Annotated in this window: 13 protein-coding genes, 1 tRNA gene and 1 pseudogene; 7 read left to right on the forward strand and 8 right to left on the reverse strand. The window is 36.6% G+C overall.

The features are described 5' to 3' along the window. Position 1: 1 nt before the first annotated feature. From H7O61_RS02725 to recG, 5 genes and pseudogenes are all read right to left on the reverse strand, one after another. Positions 2-2,155, reverse strand: a pseudogene (locus H7O61_RS02725) (hypothetical protein). Positions 2,156-2,288: 133 nt separating this feature from the next. Further along, on the reverse strand, positions 2,289-5,198 hold the full coding sequence (locus H7O61_RS02730; protein WP_187875067.1) for a restriction endonuclease: 2,910 nt from the start codon (positions 5,196-5,198) through the stop codon (positions 2,289-2,291). A 2-nt stretch (positions 5,199-5,200) separates the two neighbouring features. Continuing rightward, entirely contained in the window at positions 5,201-5,788 is a 588-nt protein-coding gene (locus tag H7O61_RS07850; RefSeq protein WP_231623804.1) for a site-specific DNA-methyltransferase, read from the reverse strand. Further along, positions 5,785-7,098, reverse strand: a complete 1,314-nt coding sequence (locus tag H7O61_RS02735; RefSeq protein ID WP_231623803.1) for a site-specific DNA-methyltransferase — start codon at positions 7,096-7,098, stop codon at positions 5,785-5,787. Before H7O61_RS02735 ends, H7O61_RS07850 begins: the two co-directional genes overlap by 4 nt. Before the next feature lie 42 nt (positions 7,099-7,140). Continuing rightward, on the reverse strand, positions 7,141-9,012 hold the full coding sequence (recG, locus tag H7O61_RS02740; RefSeq protein WP_187875068.1) for an ATP-dependent DNA helicase RecG: 1,872 nt from the start codon (positions 9,010-9,012) through the stop codon (positions 7,141-7,143). 81 nt (positions 9,013-9,093) lie between these two features. Between recG and H7O61_RS02745 the strand changes: the two genes are divergently transcribed. Beyond that, positions 9,094-9,441, forward strand: a complete 348-nt coding sequence (locus tag H7O61_RS02745; RefSeq protein WP_000836991.1) for a hypothetical protein — start codon at positions 9,094-9,096, stop codon at positions 9,439-9,441. A gap of 3 nt (positions 9,442-9,444) precedes the next feature. Further along, positions 9,445-10,080, forward strand: a complete 636-nt coding sequence (locus H7O61_RS02750; protein WP_187875069.1) for an outer membrane protein — start codon at positions 9,445-9,447, stop codon at positions 10,078-10,080. Here H7O61_RS02750 and H7O61_RS02755 read toward each other — a convergent pair. Continuing rightward, positions 10,077-10,829 carry an exodeoxyribonuclease III gene (locus H7O61_RS02755; protein WP_187875070.1) on the reverse strand — a complete coding sequence of 251 codons (753 nt, stop codon included), beginning with the start codon at positions 10,827-10,829 and terminating at the stop codon, positions 10,077-10,079. The genes H7O61_RS02750 and H7O61_RS02755 overlap by 4 nt on opposite strands. 99 nt (positions 10,830-10,928) lie before the next feature. Here H7O61_RS02755 and H7O61_RS02760 point away from each other — a divergent pair. After that, a tRNA-Phe gene (locus tag H7O61_RS02760) sits at positions 10,929-11,004 on the forward strand. Between the two features lie 2 nt (positions 11,005-11,006). On the opposite strand, the gene H7O61_RS02765 is transcribed toward H7O61_RS02760, so the two are convergent. Both H7O61_RS02765 and dnaA read right to left on the reverse strand, forming a co-directional pair. Then, positions 11,007-12,449, reverse strand: a complete 1,443-nt coding sequence (locus tag H7O61_RS02765; protein WP_187875071.1) for a competence protein — start codon at positions 12,447-12,449, stop codon at positions 11,007-11,009. A 228-nt stretch (positions 12,450-12,677) separates the two neighbouring features. Then, entirely contained in the window at positions 12,678-14,051 is a 1,374-nt protein-coding gene (gene dnaA / locus H7O61_RS02770; protein WP_187875072.1) for a chromosomal replication initiator protein DnaA, read from the reverse strand. Between the two features lie 152 nt (positions 14,052-14,203). Between dnaA and H7O61_RS02775 the strand changes: the two genes are divergently transcribed. The 4 genes from H7O61_RS02775 to thyX are packed head-to-tail and all read left to right on the forward strand — an operon-like array spanning position 14,204 to position 17,472. Beyond that, positions 14,204-14,746, forward strand: a complete 543-nt coding sequence (locus H7O61_RS02775; RefSeq protein WP_187833543.1) for a nucleoside phosphorylase-I family protein — start codon at positions 14,204-14,206, stop codon at positions 14,744-14,746. Between the two features lie 42 nt (positions 14,747-14,788). Further along, positions 14,789-15,028: a DUF2443 domain-containing protein gene (locus tag H7O61_RS02780; protein WP_000461837.1), complete on the forward strand. Its 240-nt coding sequence runs from the start codon at positions 14,789-14,791 to the stop codon at positions 15,026-15,028. Beyond that, positions 15,029-16,822: a glutamine--fructose-6-phosphate transaminase (isomerizing) gene (glmS, locus tag H7O61_RS02785; protein WP_187875073.1), complete on the forward strand. Its 1,794-nt coding sequence runs from the start codon at positions 15,029-15,031 to the stop codon at positions 16,820-16,822. A gap of 23 nt (positions 16,823-16,845) precedes the next feature. After that, on the forward strand, positions 16,846-17,472 hold the full coding sequence (thyX, locus tag H7O61_RS02790) for an FAD-dependent thymidylate synthase (protein WP_079295359.1): 627 nt from the start codon (positions 16,846-16,848) through the stop codon (positions 17,470-17,472). The last annotated feature ends 295 nt before the right edge of the window (positions 17,473-17,767 follow it).

Here is a 17,767-nt window from a genome sequence, read left to right on the forward strand (position 1 = left end):
TTTAATTTAAATTTTTGACTTTCTCCAAACATTGTATATAGATGATCAAGGGATATGTCCAAAATAGGTTCAAACATGAAAGAGTTAATGTGGATATTTTCAGAAGTAATCATTAAAACCTTTTGTATAACCCTTTTTTCATCATCAGATAGTTCTTTTTTGGTGGCATCATATAACTCCCTTGTTTGATTTTTCTCCGATTTGAATTCTCGATTTAGTTTATTTAACATCCATTCTTCAGCTTTTAATCTGATCGCCATTGAAAGAATAATCTTATTTTGTAATTCAATATGATTACAATCTTTATCGTTATAAATTTCTTCTGCAATATCATAAATTGCTTGAAAGTATAATTTTGAGTTATCTTTTTCAATCTTTTTATTTTTTCGCTCTATGCCAAAAACGCTATCAAAAATCTTTGAAATATCCTGAATGTGAATAGTTTTTGTATCTTTTTTCATGTGCAAGCAATTTGTAAGTTTTATATAATTGCTGTCTTTGTCTGCTTGAGAACTTGTGTATTCAATCAAATTCCTCACAAAAGGTATCAGTGCGAAAAAGTCTTTATCATTTTCTGAGTCTCTAATACATTTAATAAAACTCTTCAAATACCCACCATTTTCAAAAATTATTTCTCTAGCATCATTTTTGCGGATCATTTTAATCTGTTCTCTAGGAATATTCAAACGGCTTGCTAGGGTGCGATAAAAATCAAAATTATGCGTCATCACGAGCAATTTAAATTGTCTGCATTCTTGCAAATCCTTAAGATACTCAATAATTGCATATTTATTTCTATAATCAAAAGAGTCTGAAATATCATCAAAAACTAAGAGTTGGATTTCGTCGCTTCTTTTTCTAGCCTCAATTTCAAACAAGATTTGTAAGATATATAACGCTCTCTTTTCTCCTCCGCTTAAATGTTTTTGCAAATCTTCTTTTTGAACATTCATATCCTGATTGTCATCAGAAAATATAAATCTAAATTGCGCGGTGTCTTTATTCAATAAAATATCTTTTTGATTTTGAAGCTCCACTTTAAAGGGAACAAGAAATCTTTGATTAAAAATTTCAATGACAGATTCCCATTCTTTCTGGTCTTTGTTAGCCTGTTTTATAATTTCTTCTATTTTAGGCTTTTTCTCTCTATAAAGATTAACCAAACTTTTAACATTTTGAATAACTTGTTTAAGATAGCTAAACAACACCTTTTTTCTAAAAGAATCATAATCTAAAAGTTCTGTTAATAATGTATTATCCTTATTGATAGAATCTTTAAAGGCTTTAAGTTCCTTATTAGCATTTATGACTTTTTCAATCTTATCAAAGCTCTCTTTAAGCTTCTCATCATTGACAATTCTATTTTTTCATTTTCAAAAATATCTGACAATTTTTGATAATTCGTAATTTCCTCTCCAGCAATTTTCAAACTATGGTTAGCTTTAAAAAACCTGTTATTTTCTAAAGCTTTTTTAAGATCATCAGCATGGTTTGTTCCAAAATCCCCACCATCCATATGTTTAAAAATCTCAGATTGAGACAATAATTCTTGATATTTATTAAAATACTGCTCAATCAAATTACGATGCTCATTGACAAAATCTTTCACTTTTTTTGATCTATCAAATATATCACGATATTCAAAAGAATAGTGTTTTTCGCTGTTTTCTATTTCAGTCAAATAAGTGTCTAAAATTTCATAAAAATTTTTATTTTTTTCATTTTTAATTATTTCTTCTTCACAATCAAAACCGCTTGCAATATCTCTAAGACTTTTTAAAAGTGCCTTCTTTTCTTTTTCTAATTCTGAAAGAATATTATCATATCGTTGTTTGAGGTCTGATTTTGCCATAAAAGTTGTAACGCTATCTTCAGAGCTAAATTTTTCATCATAAGAATGAAAAACAGCAACATTTTCTTTTGACATTTTCTTACCATTAAACTCAATCTTTATTTCACTTTCACGATTAGGATAAAAATTATCTTTTGGCATTTCGTTATTTATCAAATCTGTCAGGCTTTTTGCAAATGAAGTTTTAAAAACCCCATTTTGAGCATATAAAAGATAGCTATTTGTTTTTGAAAAATCTAAAGATGTTTTTTGTATCTTTCCTATCCCATAACAATTCTCTATATTGATAATTTTTAACTCTATTGACTACTCCTTAGTAAATTTAATCAAACCTTATCGTATTCATTTTAATAAGACCTTTTTAAAGATTAAGTTTAAATTGATCCAAATTGAAATTGTTCCATGTGAAACATTAGAGTAATTGAGCTTATTAACTCTAATCTTTACGATTTAAAACTTCATTGATCAACGCGCTCAATTGATCATCATTCAGCTTGGTTTGGTATTCAATATTCACGCCTTGCTTTTTTAAAGCTTCAAAAAATTTCTTAGCGGTTGAAATTTTCCGCTCTTCTTCAGGGCGCAATTCGCTTTTTTTATCAACCCCTTTAGTTTCTACCACTAACAACACTTTTTTATCGTTATTTTCAACCACATACCCAAAATCAGGGCTATAAGTTTGGTTTAACCCTACCGGGATCTTAACCCTAGGGAGCTTGCCAAAAACAATGATTTTAGTGTCGTTAGATTCTTCAATCGTGTCTTTTTCAATCTCGCTATCCACTTGCATGAAATTTTCATACAGGCATTTTTCTCGCGCGCTTGAATTTTTAATCTCATATTTATCCGCCCCCAAACTCCCGTCTAAAAACTCTCTAATCTCTCCCTTTTCATCATAAAACGCATCGTTTTTTCTGTTTTTAATCGTCGTTTCGCGCATTTGATAGGAAATTTTATCTTCAATATTTTGATAAATGATTTCCAAAAACAGCTCTTCTAAGCGCTTTAAGCCCTCTTGTTCGTTTTTTTTAATTTCATTAAACTTGTTTTCATCAATGTTTTCCAACACTTTAGCCACGCTTTTAAAACTCAATTTCACCTTATTGGACAAGGCGCTGATAAATTCATGCAGACTCCACACGCATGCGTTTTCTCGCTCAAAAGTCTCTGTTTTAGCGTTATTCCCCATCGTTTCTACTTTTTTATGAGTCGTAACCGAAACGATTTTTGACTTGACTTTAAAAGAAGAATTAATATTTTTGACAATCTCATCAATCAAGCTCTCGCTATCCATAGCATAAGCGATCCTAGCTTGATGATTCAAACCCGCCCATAAGGTTTCAAATTTTTTAAAATTTTCTTTATTGATTTTGATTTTTTCAGTTTTTCGCTCGTTTTTGTTCCTAACTCTAAAATGGCCAACTAAACGATCTTTTAAAAAATCTTTTAATTTTTCAAAATCCAAGTATGTTTCATTTTTTAATGTTTCTAGTTCCGGTTCTTTTTTTAAAAATTCGTTTTGATTGAGAGTGAGTTTAAAGTTTTCATCATCTGTTCTTTCTCCAAAGCCCAAACCCTCTAACTTTTCAAATAAAGCCCCGTAATACCCTTTTTTAACCATGCCGCTTTTTTCTAACTCTCCCCCACTAAACGCTTGTTTGATCAAGCTGTGTTCGCTTATCTCTTGCTGGATCGCTCCCACAAAATCCCCCTCCACTTGCGGCACGATCACCACCAATTCATTGACAAAATCAAAATCAGCATGCTCTTTAGTGATGCGTTCGCCCTTATCATTCACAGCGAGCCTTAGCCCCCTACCGATTTGTTGCAATTTAGTGATGTTGGAATGGCTGGGGGCTAATTTGCAAATCGTCATCACATTAGGGTTATCCCACCCCTCTTGCAACGCCCATTGCGAAAAAATAAACCTGAGATCGGAATCAAAACTCAGCAATTTTTCCTTTTCTTTTAAAATGAGTTCGATCGCTTTATCTTCATCGCCCACTTTCTTGCTTTTAGCGAAATACCCTCCATGCACTCTTTTAATGTCTTCTCTAGTGCGCTCTAAATACGCTCTATAATTTTCATCTAAAGGCTTTTTTAAGACTTCTTCAAGTTCTTGTTGGTAAAGTTTTTCAAATAAAAGGGCTAATTTGGCCGGCTGTTCATTTTCGCTTAAATAGCTATTCACCCCGCTAATAAACACCATGCACAAGGCTTTAATCCCCTTTTTAAAAAGCCCTTCTTCTCTTTCAAAATGGCTTTTTATCGCTTCTTTCAGCATCACTTCTTGCTCGCCCTCTACAAAATAAGAAAAAGGCTCTTTTTGATCCAGCAACAAATTAACGCCGTTCAAAAAACGAACCTCATTTTTAGCGATGTTTTCTACAATGTAATCTTCTAAAGCGCTGATATGAGTTAGCGCCCCTAAATTATCATGCGTTTTGACTTTGACGCTTTGAGTTTTATTTTCCAAATTCGTGTAATTGATCGTGGCTTCATTTTGTTTTTTGTTAGCCTCTTTAAGCTCTAAAAAATACTCATCACTCTCCCCCACAGACGCCACGCTAATGCTTTTCACTAGGGCGCAATCAAACGCTTTTTTGCTGTCTAGCGCGTAAATCAAATTATTATAATCATCTTTAAAAGTCGCCCCAAACCTGAGCGTGATTAAAGCGTTTAATTGTTCCAAATATTTTTTTGTTTTATCGCCTAAAAATCGGTGCGGTTCGTCTAAGATCACGATAGGGCGGATACTGGCTAAAGCTTGCATGTAGCTTTTTGCGCCATTGAATAGATTCGTGTTTTCTAAGCATGATTGATTGATAGTGTTTTTCTCTTTATTAAAAGCAGAAAAAGTCATCACCAACACACAGCATTTATGGTTGCTCGCTAGAATGAATCTTTCTGCATTTTCATAGCTTTCTAAATGCGTGTTAGAATACTCGCTTTTAAAAAATTCTCTTGTGATTTCAATACTCTTTAAAACCCCTAATTTAATGGCGTTGCTTGGCACTAAAACGATAAATTTTGACAAATGGTAGTTTTTGTGCAAGGCATAAACGCATTCCAAAAAGCAAAAGGTCTTCCCGGTGCCTGTTTCCATTAAAATATCGCAGTTTAACGACTTCTCAATCCCCACGCTTCCCTGGGTTATTTTTTGCTCTGATCGTAAATCCTCAATATTTTCTAATAAAACACCTTTGAGCACCTCTGTTTCAAAAACAGGGTTAGCAATCCTTTGAGCGTCATTTTCTGGCTCCCTCAAATCAATCCCCTTAAACACCCCTAAAATCTGATTCAAGCATTTTTCTTGATAATCCAATCGTTTGAATTTGATTTTCACCTCTACCCCCTAATCTTTAAATCGCCGCTCTCTAATTTCAAATCAAACAAATTACTGCCCAATTCCAAACACAGCCTATCATTACTGATAGCGGGCATATACATGCTAATTTTTTCCACCCCTTTATCTTTCAAGTTTTCTAAAACCTCGCTCATTTCTATATCCCCCACAATGAAAGCCGTATTTTCAGCCAGATACAAGGCGTTTTCAATCAAGCAGGTTATAGGGGTAGTGAGCTCCAAACCCTCGCAACCTAAAAGCTTGATTAAAATCGTTTGGGTTTCCATTTTGTCAGGGTTAGAATAAGCGAACAAATCCTTTTGATGGGCTTGACTGAGATTTTTATCATTCGCATGCGTTCCATCATCAACGATTTCAAACGCTTGAAATCCCACATCTAAATTGGGGCAAGCTTCTTTTATTTTAGCCCCCGCTCTTTTAATCCTTTCTTCGGTGATGTCAAAAATGCTTGGGGATTCAGATTTTAAGGTGTTCAAACAAAAATCATGCGCGCTTTTGTTGTTTTTGGGATCAATTTTTTCATCTAACTGGACGAGAATGAAGCGCCTTTCTTTAAATGCGACGTTCAAGCCATTAAATAACCCCCCCCCTCACTTAATTTTTGATAATCGCTCTTATTACTCTCTAACACGGCATGCGCGGTCGTCCCGCTCCCGGCGAAAAAGTCTAAGATGATGTCGCCTTTTTCGGTAGCATGTTCTACAATCTTAGCCATAAAATCCACACCCTTTGGATAACTAAAATACTCCGCTAATTCAAGGCTTAATAATTCTTTAGTCGCCGCTTGGTTCATATAACAATTATCGCTAAATACTAAACTATCAAAAGTTTTTTGCGTGGTTTTTAAATCTTTCAAATAGCGTTTGTAAATAAAGCCCCTTTCATTATCCTTATGTTCTTTTTTAAAGCAAATCCGCCCCTCATCAATGTGTTTTTGTAATGTATTTCGTGTGGGTATCCACGAACGCCCTTTAGGCGGATAATCCACTTTACCTGTATAAGGATTAGTAATAGGATAATATTGTATTTCAGCATAGCCAGCCTTGCTAGGGTCAGCACTAATCCATGCCCCATTAGGGTCGTTATCGGGGTTTTTGTAATTTTCTAAATTCTTTTCTCCCCCCAAGAGATTGACAAATTCTTTATTTTTCGCATAACAGAGTAAAAATTCATGTTGGTAATTGACGCCCGTTTTAGCGTCATTAGTCGTGCTTTTAGTTTTTCTAATGAAATCAGCTACAAAATTCCCCTCTCCAAAAATTTCATCGCATAAAAGTTTGAGTTGGGCGGCTTCGTTATCGTCAATGCTGATGAAAATCACGCCGTCTTGCTTGAGCAAATCTTTAGCGAGTAGCAATCTAGGATACATGAAACTAAGCCACCCGCTATGGCTTTTTGACCCAAAAAGATTCTTGATATAATCCAGCTTTTCTTTAGAATAATCCAATGTTTTTAAAACCTCTTCATTGGATTGCGAGAAATCATCGCCATAGATAAAATTGTCGTTTTTCGTGTTGTAAGGGGGGTCAATGTAAATCATTTTGATTTTTTCACTATAGCTTTGTCTTAAGATTTTGAGAGCGTCTAAATTATCGCCCTTGATGAGAATGTGCTTGCTCGTGGATTTATTTAAGGGCTTTAAAATCTTATGATTTTTCTTAAAAGCTTGATTTAAGGCGATTTTCTTACCCACAAAATCCAACCCATAGCCCTCTTCTTTTATCTCGCTAAAATCCCCTAGTAACGCTTTTAATTTTCCTGTATCCAGCGTGAGCTTATTATCATTTTCTATACTCAAGCAACCGGGAAAATAACGATTAAAAACCTCTACATTTTTTTCATTAACGCTTTTTTCTCCACCCATTTCTTTATTTTGCATTGCTATCCTTTTTTTAAATGATGTGAATTACCCAATTCCGCCTTAATTTTCAAATGTTCCCCGTGAAACGCTAGCGGCCTTTAAAAAATCCTGTTTCACTTCAGCGATAATGTTTTCATCTTTGGCTAAGTCAATGTATTCAAAACTATTCCCGCTCTGCTCTCCGCCCTGAAGTAAATCCCCGCTTTTTCTGTATTCTAAATCCAATTCAGCGATTTTAAAGCCGTCTAATTCATCAGCAAATTTTTCTAATCGTTCGTTTTCTTCTTGGATCGTGCATAAAAAACAATAGCCTTTCAAGCCGTTACGAGACACACGCCCCCTTAACTGGTGCAAAGTCGCTAAGCCTAACCTTTCAGGCGCTAAGATCACTATCACGCTCAATCGTGGTAAAGAAATGCCCACCTCAATGAGCGTAGTCGCTAAAAGAATGCTCCCAAACTCTCTAAATTCTTCAATCACTTCTTCTTTATTTTTATCTTGCCCTGAAGTGGTATAAACCTTTTTAAAGCGTTTTTGCCAAAAACTTGCCCCCTCACTGAGCGATAAATACGGGATTTTTTCGCTTTCATTCACCAGCGGATAGACGACAATGACTTGGTGGTTTTTAGCGATTTCTTCGCTGATTTTTTCCATCACTATTTTAAAATCTCTTTTATGCAAGACCAGAGTTTCAATTTCTTTAGGGTAAGGGATTTCTCTAATCATGGTCGTTTTCACAAACGCGCTTTTGGCTAGGGCGAGCGTGCGAGGAATGGGGGTAGCGGAAAATTGCAAGGAATGGGGTTTATTACCCTTACTGCTCGCCATTTTTTCTAATTGATAGCGCTGCTTGGTGCCAAATCTATGCTGTTCATCAGTGATTACTAGTGCGAATTCATTCAAATCGCGCTTATCAAACAACAACGCTTGCGTGCCTATAATAACATGCGTGATTGTTTCAAACAAATGATTGGATCGCTTCTTGTGGCTCCCGCCAAGCAATAATTCCACTTCAAAATAAGGGGGTAAAAATTTTAAGGCTTCGTTATAAAGCTGTTTAGCGAGAATGGAAGTGGGCGCCATTAAAAGGGTTTTATTAGGGTAAGCTAATACCATGCTCGCTAAAATCACCATCGTTTTCCCGCACCCCACATCGCCTATAATCAAACGCTTGCACGCTATGGAGCTGGTGAGATCGTTTTGAATTTCTTTAATGGCGTTTTGTTGATCGCGCGTGAGTTTAAAGGGTAAAGAAGCGATAAACGCTTTCAAGCGTTCGCTGTTATTGGGGCATGCGATTTTAGCGCCAAATTGCAATTTTTTGCGCTCTAAATTTTTCATATAAAAAAGCATTTCAATGTATTTTAATGCATTTAAATGTTGTGAAGGGAAATTTTTATTCGTTTCAAAATCCTTGACAAAATGCGGCGTGGGGAAAAAGATTTCTAACAATAAACGCGCGATATTCTCTTTAACGCCTTCCTTTTTTAAATTTTCTAATGAAATGAGTTTTTGTAAATTTTCTTGTATTTTTTTATGATTTTTAACTTTTTTAAAAATTAAAGAAATTTTTCCAAATTCGGTAAGGATTTTAGGCGTGTTAATGATATAAGCTTGATTAAAAGAGCTTTGCTCTAATTTACCATAAATGAATAAACTCTCGCCGGTTTTAAACTGGCTGTAATAAAACGCGCTGTGATTGAAAAAAACAAGCTCTAAATTTTTGCAAAATCGTTTGGAATAGGCGAAAATCTTTAAAACTTTGGCGTAGTTTCTTTTATCTAAAATACCCACTTCTAAAACGCCGCTCAAGCCCATTTCAAAACGCTCTAATAAATTCAAATCTTTATAGCCTTTGGGCGTATAAACAAGCAAGGCTTCTAAAAGCGATTTCACATTCAATATTTTTAATAAGTCATCTGTTTCTTGCAATTTGTTCTTACCCTAGCCAATCCTTAATCGTTTTTATGATAAGATAGTCAAATTATACATTGACTTAAGGAAATTTAATTGATGAAATCTAAAATCACTCATTTTATCGCTATCTCTTTTGTTTTAAGCCTGTTTATTGCATGTAAAGATGAAGTTAAAAAATCGTCCCAATCGCACCAAAACAACACTAAAACCACTCAAAACAATCCAATCAATCAAGCGAATAAGGATATAAAAAAGATTGAGCATGAAGAAGAAGATGAAAAAGTCACTAAAGAGGTGAATGATCTGATCAATAACGAAAATAAAATTGATGAAATCAATAATGAAGAAAACGCTGATCCTTCGCAAAAAAGAACGAACAACGTTTTGCAACGAGCCACTAACCACCAAGACAATCTCAACTCCCCACTCAACAGGAAGTATTAAAGTGTGAAATTTTTTTCAAAGGATTTATTTAAAAAAGTAACCCCCTTATTTTTAAGCGTTTATTTTTTAAACCCTACCATTATGCAAGCTAAAAGCCGTTTTTATGTGGCTTCTCAATATCAAGTAGGCAAAATGATTATGAAAAAATACAACGATCTTAAACGCACGATTGAAGGGGCGAGCTTTTCTTTAGGCTGGGAGATTAACCCCACTCATTACTGGTTTTATTCTCGCTATTACTTTTTTATGGATTATGGGAATGTCATACTCAATAAAAGAACGGGCGCTCAAGCGAATATGTTCACTTATGGCTTTGGAGGGGATTTGATCGTGGAATACAACAAGAACCCCTTGTATGTTTTTTCCCTTTTTTATGGCATGCAAATTGCCGAAAACACATGGACGATTTCCAAACACAGCGCGAATTTCATCATTGACGATTGGCGCAGCATTCAAGGGTTTTCGCTCAAAACTTCCAATTTTAGGATGTTGGGTTTAGTGGGGTTTAAATTCCAAACTGTGCTATTCAACCATGACGCTAGTATTGAAGTGGGGATCAAATGGCCTTTTGAATTTGAATACGACTCAGCCTTTGTGAGGCTTTTTTCTGTCTTTATTTCGCACACTTTCTATCTTTAAACTAATTCCAACCCTACCGGGCAATGATCGCTCCCTAAAATATCTTTATAGATTAAAGCGTCTTTTAAGCGCGTTTTTAAAGGATGAGAGCATAAAAAATAATCAATGCGCCAACCAATGTTTTTATCCCTTGCTTGTTGCATGTAACTCCACCAGGTGTAAGCCTTTTCTTTGTTAGGGTAAAAATAACGGAAAGTGTCAATAAAACCGGCGTTCAAAAGCTCGTTGAATTTCCCTCTCTCTTCATCGCTAAAGCCCGCATTTTTTCGGTTTGTTTTAGGGTTTTCTAAATCAATTTCATTGTGAGCCACATTCAAATCCCCGCACACAATGACAGGTTTTTTTAACTCTAAAGCTTTTAAAAATTTTCTAAATTCCACCTCCCAACTCATGCGATAACTAAGCCTGGATAGGGCTTGTTGGGAATTAGGGACATAAACATTCACTAAATAAAACGACTCAAATTCGCAAGTTACCACGCGCCCTTCTTTGTCATGCTCTTCTATATTGATACCATAGCTCACGCTTAAAGGCTCTTTTTTAGTGAAAGTTACCACCCCAGAATAGCCCTTTTTAATCGCGCAATTCCAAAAATCAAAATACCCTTTAAATTCAAAGGTGTTTTGTTCTTGCTGCATTTTAGATTCTTGAATGCAAAAAACATCCGCATCAACGCTATTGAAAAAATCCATAAAGCCCTTAGTCATGCAAGCTCTTAGCCCGTTCACATTCCATGAAATCAATTTCATTGTAATCCTTGTTCCCTTTTGAGTAAATTATATTTTTTAGTCATTTTTTAAAAATTAAGCTTTATTTTACCTTTTTTATGTAATAATTGTCTTTTGCTTGGCTTGATAGCTCAGTCGGTAGAGCAGAAGACTGAAAATCTTCGTGTCGGTGGTTCGATTCCGCCTCAAGCCACCATCTTAAACTTCGTTGAATAAATAATTCCCCTTTTTGACACAAACAACACGAGAGTTTTCAATACTCAAAGGCGTGCTTTTGGCTCGTGGCTGCTCTTCTATTTCTAAAACCATGCACACCCCTTCTTTAAAGCGCACATGGTTTTTAACCCATTCTTTGTATTCACTGCTTTCTTTGACTATATCGTTTAAATAATGCCCCTCATACACTTCCACAAATTCCATGAACTTTTCATTTAAATTCAATTCATCGCGCGTTATTTCGCTTTTTCGTGTGGAAGAATAAGCCAATTCGCTGGTTTCATAAAAAGTCGGCTCTATTTGGTCGTCTTGTTTGGGGCGCTCATAAATGGCTTTCACTAATTGCGTGGTGATTTCATACTCGCTCTCCCATGCTTGTTTTAAAGGCTCTTCTATCAGATAGCATTGCCTAGTCGTGCCGTCTTTTCTCGCTCTAGCCCTTTTACACTTTTCTGTAGAGCTTCTGGCTTGGAGAATGGCGAAATTATTTTTAGCTTCAAAAGTTTGAGGGTCTTCTAAAGGCTCTGTTTTATGAACAGAGATTTTAGTATAGGGGGTAATGATCTTACCGCTTTTATTTTCAGCGGTGCTGTAATCGCAAGGGGTAATGTCTGTTGTAACCTCTTTGTCTTTATCAATGCGTTTTAAAATGCTTGGGCGATAGGCTTGTAGATTTTCATCATCATAAACCCACTTCCCGCATGCAAATTCCTTAATATTAGGATCTCTAATCGCTTGTTTTTCCACATTGTCCCTATTTTCGTTGCTTTCATTGTTTTCACTCGCATCAGCGTTAGAGGTGTTGTTATTAGGGAGCGTTTTTTCAGTGGGGGGTGCTATAAAGAGGTTGTTTTCTTGATCTTCTGAAGAATGTTTTAAGGGGGGTTTAGCGTCGTTTGTCGGCGTTTTAACTTCATTAGTAGGGCTTACTTTGCTAGGAGTTACTAAAGGCTGTAAAAGGCTGTTTTTAGAGTTTTTAGAGCTTAATTTGGACTCTGGGTAAGAAAAGTTTTGAGGGGATTGTTGCGATGAGCTGGGTTTGTTTTGTGGTTTTTGCATGGGCACGTTTAAAGAAGGTATTGGGTTTGAGTGCGGTTCTTTCAATTCTTTTGAAGAAAAAACGATTTGAGTGTTTCTAGGGATAGTAGGGCGGTTAGGGTTTAAGGTCGTTTCTAAAGAAAGTTTTTCATCAAGGGGTTGATAGACGATTGCCGTGGATATGTGGGTGATAGTGAGCGTGAGTTTTTTGTGTGGGGAGATATTATAAATACCTAAAACCTGTTTGGGTTCTTTAGAATCAAGGACTTTAGCCTTAAAAGTGCCTTTATGCGGCGAAGTTTTGATTTCTTCTAAAAGCTCAATGACAAGGGCTTGAAGAGGGTTAGAGAAAGTCAGAAAGAAAGACAAACAAAGGGATTTTTTCATGCTTATTCCTTTTTATTTTTGATTTTTGGATTATATCTTAAAAAGAGGTTTAATAAAAGTTGTAAATAGGTTATAGATAGGTAACACTTTAATTAATAATAATTAGTAACAGTAGTAGGGGCGTGAATGGATGGAATGAAAAATTAAAAAGCTTTAGGGGTGCGCGTTTTTAAGGGGGTTGTAGGATTTGAAAAAGAGTGAATGAAACGCTTTTTCATAAGCCTTTTTTCATTCACTCAAATTGAAAGCGGTTTTTTTGTCGTTCAATTCGTTTAGGCGGTTTTTGATTTCTTCTCTAAGGCTTAAAATAAAAGGGCTTTTTTCTTCTTCAAGCATTTTTTTAACGCTAGAATACATTTTAGAAATGCTTGAATGATCCTTTAAATCCAAAAATTGAGCGAGCGAGAGCGTGGGGTTGGGGGTGTAGAGCCTAGCGAAATACACGACTAACTTTCTCGCTAAAGCGACGTTTTTTTGGCGCGAAGAGACCTTGATCTCACTGGATTTGAGATTCAAGCTTTGCGCGATAGCGAGCAAGATATTTTCCAGGCTTGAGCCTTCAGCATGATCTTTTTGCAAATCTTCTAAAACGGTTTTAGCGAGGTTCAAATCAATGGTGGCGTTCATTAAGTTCGCGTTCACGCTGATTTTAATGATCGCGCCTTCCATTTGGCGGATATTGTCGCTGATGTGTTGGGCGATGTATTCCATCACCTCTTCGGGCAAAGTGATTTTATTGAGCTGGCATTTTTGTTTGACAATGGAAAGTTTGGTTTCTAAATCAGGGGGCATGACTTTGGCGGTTATCCCCCATTCAAAGCGCGATTTTAAGCGATCTTCTAAGCCGGCGATGTTTTTAGGCGATCGGTCTGAAATCAATACGATCTGTTTGCTGTTGGCGTGCAATTCGTTAAAGGTGTGGAAAAATTCTTCTTCTAGCTTGGGTTTTCCTTGCAAAAATTGGGCGTCATCTAACAAGAAAAAGTCGCAATGGCGGTATTTTTTTTTAAAAGAATCCATGTTTTTGTTGTCTAAATGCTTTAGAAAGTCTGTCAAAAAATCTTCTGAAGTCACTAACACGACTTTTTTATGCTTTTCTAGGGCATGGTTACCGATAGCGTTTAAAATGTGCGTTTTGCCTAACCCTGTGCCGCCATAAAAAAGCACCGGGTTATAAGGGGGGGTATCGCTTTGGGCGACTTTTTTAGCGATTTCATAAACGGTGTTGTTGCATGAGCCTACGACAAAATTTTCAAAAGTGTAAGAGTCTTTGACGCTCGTTTTTGTGGCTTTGTAATTGATATTAGATTGGGCATTAACCTGGATTTTAGGCGCTACTTCAATACGCACATCCACGCTGTGGGCTAAATGCATGCCGACTTTATTCTGGCTTAAAATTTCTTTAAGCAACGCGCCGTATTTAGCCGTAATCGTGGTGCATAAGACTTTGTTGGGGGCATAAAAAAAGGCAATATCGCTCTTGCTCGCGTTAGGGTTGTATTTGAGTTGGCTAAAGTAATTTTCATATTCTATGAGGCTAACTTTAGGATTTTGTTTGACTAGCGCCAAGATTTCTTTTTCAATATTGTTGTTGGTATCCATGGCGTTATTATAGCGTGAATAAGTGGTGAATGAAAAAGGAATGGCATGTGAATGAAATGTGAATGAAGCCCTAAAATTAAGGTGTTTCTTTTAAGGGTTTGTCTATAATGCTTGTTTTATAATAAGCTAATGGATGCGAAAAAAGGATTTTCATGCTGCTTTGTGCGGGAAGGAATGAGACTTTAAAAAAAGCGGTGCCTATTGGCGTGGGCTTGATAGAAAGCACGATCAATTTAACGAGAATGTGTTTAAAAAACCCTGATACAGAAAGCCTTATTTTTATAGGGAGTGCGGGGAGTTATAGCCCAGAAACGGAGCTTTTGAGTGTGTTTGAAAGCGTTCAAGGCTATCAAATTGAAGAGAGTTTTAGCCATTTAAACAGCTACACGCCTTTAGATAATTTCATTCACATAGAAACTAAAGAGCAGGCTCTTTTTGAAAGGGTACGTGTGAATAGCAGTAACTACATCCACACCGGCGAAATGTTTGCTAAAAAAATGGTTCAAAAGGGCGTTTTATTAGAAAACATGGAGTTTTTTAGCGTCTTAAGCGTGGCTAAAATTTTTTCTTTAAAGGCTAAAGGGATCTTTTGCGTGAGTAATCATGTAGGACTTAACGCGCATAAGGAATTTAAAGAAAACCACGCCAAAGTCAAACAGATTTTAGAAAACATCATTGATAGTTTAATAATTTAATAGTTTAGCTATCATGGAGCATTCTAAATTAAAGGCGATCACATGTTTGAAAAAATACGCAAGATTTTAGCGGATATTGAAGATTCGCAAAATGAAATTGAAATGCTTTTAAAATTAGCGAATTTGAGTTTGGGGGATTTTATTGAGATTAAAAGAGGGAGCATGGACATGCCAAAGGGCGTGAATGAAGCGTTTTTTACGCAATTAAGCGAAGAAGTGGAGCGCCTAAAGGAGCTTATCAACGCTTTGAATAAAATCAAAAAAGGGTTATTGGTGTTTTAAATGTGCGGGATTGTAGGTTATATAGGGGATAGCGAGAAAAAATCCATCCTTTTAGAGGGTTTAAAGGAATTGGAATACAGAGGTTATGACAGCGCGGGTTTAGCCGTATTGAGCAATGATCGTTTGGAAGTGTTTAAAACTCAAGGGAAATTAGAAAACCTTAAATCAGAGCTTAAAAATAAAGAGTTTTTAAATTTTGGCGTGAGTATCGCTCACACCAGATGGGCGACGCATGGCAAGCCAAGCAGCGCGAACGCCCACCCGCATTTTACAGAAAATTTAGCCTTAGTGCATAACGGCATCATTGAAAATTACGCGAGTTTGAAAAAGGAATTGGAAAATAAAGGGCATGCGTTTTTAAGCCAAACGGACACGGAAGTGATTGCGCATTTATTAGAAGAAACGCTTAAAAGCGAGAGCGATTTATTGAAAGCTTTTGAAAAAAGCATCAGCCTTTTAAAAGGGAGCTATGCGATTTTAATGCTCCATAAAAGGGCTAAAGAGAGCTTGTTTTACGCTAAATCTTCTTCGCCTTTGATCGTGGGCAAGGGCAAAGAGGGGGTGTTTTTTGCGTCCAGTTTGAGCGTGTTAGCCCCTAAAGTGGATCAATTTGTCATTTTAGAAGAAAACAGCGTGGGGCGGATTTCTTTAGAAAATTTTAAAGATTTAAAAAATATTGAAAACATGAAAGATTACGCTTTTGAAAACAAGGATTATTCTAAAGGCAATTTTAGGAATTATTTAGAAAAAGAGATTTATGAGCAGCACAGCAGTTTGCTAGAGTGTTTAGAGGGGCGCTTGGAAGCCTTGAGTGTGTATTGCGAGATCGATCCTGAATTTTTAGAAAACGTGAGCGAGATCACGCTGTGTTCTTGCGGAAGCAGTTACCATGCGAGTTTGGCGAGCGTGTATTTGTTTGAAAGATTGGCCAAAATAAGAGCGAGAGCCATTTTAGCGAGCGAGTACCGCTACGCCCATTTTAAAAGCAACCCTAACGAGCTTTTTATAGCGATTTCTCAAAGCGGCGAAACCGCCGACACTTTGGAAGCTTTAAAATTAGCCAAAGCCCAAGGGCTTAAAACCATTAGCTTGTGTAACGCCCCTTTTAGCATGATGAGCCGCATTAGTGATCACACGCTTTTGATTAGAGCGGGGGTGGAGCGGAGCGTGGCATCCACTAAGGCGTTTTCTTCGCAAGTGATGCTTTTATGGCTTTTGAGCGTGTATCTAGGCAAACAGCTAGGGACCATCTCTAAAGAAGAAGAAAGAATCCAAGCCAAAAACATGCTCAATAGCGTGAATGCGATGAAAGTAGAGCCTAAATTGCATGAAAAGATCAAGCGCTTATCCAAACGCTACTTGCATGGGCATGGCTTTTTTTATATCGGGCGCGATGTGTTTTACCCGCTCGCTTTAGAAGGGGCGCTAAAACTTAAAGAAATCAGCTACTTGCACGCTGAGGGGTATGCGAGTGCGGAAATGAAGCATGGGCCTATTGCGTTAGTGGATTCTAACCTTTTTACCATTGCTCTATTGTCTAAGCACTTGTTATTTGATAAAACCAAAAGCAATATTGAAGAATTGAGTGCTAGGGATTCTACGATTTGCGTGTTAAGCTCTGAAATTTTAGAGATCGCTGATGATTTTATCCAATTAGAAGAGAGCGAAAGCTACATGGAGGAATTTTTCCGCATGAATTTAGCGATGCAGCTTTTAGCTTTAGAAATCGCTATGCGTTTGAACCACGATGTGGATCACCCAAGAAACTTGGCTAAAAGCGTTACCGTGGAATAAAAAGCGATATTAGGAGTCAAATAATGGAAGTGATTTGCAAGCATTACACCCCTTTAGACATTGCGAGCCAAGCGATCCGCACTTGTTGGCAGAGCTTTGAATACAGCGATAATGGAGGTTGTAAGGATAGGGATTTGATCCACAGGGTGGGGAATATTTTTAGGCATTCTTCCACTTTAGAGCATCTTTATTACAATTTTGAAATCAAGGGTTTGAGCAGGGGGGCGTTGCAAGAATTGAGCCGGCATCGAATAGCGAGCTTGAGCGTGAAATCAAGCCGTTACACTTTAAGGGAATTGAAAGAAGTGGAGAGCTTTTTACCCCTTAATGAAACGAATTTAGAAAGAGCTAAAGAGTTTTTAGTTTTTGTAGATGATGAAAAAGTGAATGAAATGAGCGTTTTAGCTTTAGAAAACCTCAGGGTTTTATTGAGCGAGCATAACATTAAAAACGATTTGGCCAAATACGCCATGCCTGAAAGCTATAAAACGCATTTAGCTTATAGCATTAACGCTAGGAGCTTGCAAAATTTATTGACTTTAAGAAGCAGTAATAAAGCCTTAAAAGAAATGCAAGATTTAGCCAAAGCCTTATTTGACGCTTTACCTGGCGAGCATCAATATTTGTTTGAAGATTGTTTGAAACATTAGTTTTAAACAATACCGCTTAATAACGCTCATTCTTTAATGTTTTAAGAACGCCTTGTGTTTGATTAGATGAGATTTTAAGGGGGTTTGTTGTAGAATCTCATCACGCCCCATAAGTTCGCTTTATGGGGCAAACCACATAAAGGAGCATGTTATGCCAAAGCCACATAACAAACGCTCTTGGAGATCATTATACTTTGAGTTTGCTTTTTTGGGGCTTAAAGTGATCGTTTCTGTGAAACGCTGATTTTTCTAAGAGCGTTCCCCTGAGTTTAAAAGCTTAGGGGTTTCCTTTAAA

Source organism: Helicobacter pylori (genome assembly GCF_014496965.1).
GTDB lineage: Bacteria > Campylobacterota > Campylobacteria > Campylobacterales > Helicobacteraceae > Helicobacter > Helicobacter pylori_CZ.

Coding starts and splice junctions, on each gene's coding strand:
- glmS (WP_187875073.1), top strand. CDS start 15,029: ATGTGCGGGATTGTAGGTTATATAGGGGATAGCGAGAAAAAATCCATC.
- thyX (WP_079295359.1), top strand. CDS start 16,846: ATGGAAGTGATTTGCAAGCATTACACCCCTTTAGACATTGCGAGCCAA.
- H7O61_RS02745 (WP_000836991.1), top strand. CDS start 9,094: ATGAAATCTAAAATCACTCATTTTATCGCTATCTCTTTTGTTTTAAGC.
- H7O61_RS02765 (WP_187875071.1), bottom strand. CDS start 12,449: ATGAAAAAATCCCTTTGTTTGTCTTTCTTTCTGACTTTCTCTAACCCT.
- dnaA (WP_187875072.1), bottom strand. CDS start 14,051: ATGGATACCAACAACAATATTGAAAAAGAAATCTTGGCGCTAGTCAAA.
- H7O61_RS02775 (WP_187833543.1), top strand. CDS start 14,204: ATGCTGCTTTGTGCGGGAAGGAATGAGACTTTAAAAAAAGCGGTGCCT.
- H7O61_RS02755 (WP_187875070.1), bottom strand. CDS start 10,829: ATGAAATTGATTTCATGGAATGTGAACGGGCTAAGAGCTTGCATGACT.
- H7O61_RS02735 (WP_231623803.1), bottom strand. CDS start 7,098: ATGCAAAATAAAGAAATGGGTGGAGAAAAAAGCGTTAATGAAAAAAAT.
- H7O61_RS02780 (WP_000461837.1), top strand. CDS start 14,789: ATGTTTGAAAAAATACGCAAGATTTTAGCGGATATTGAAGATTCGCAA.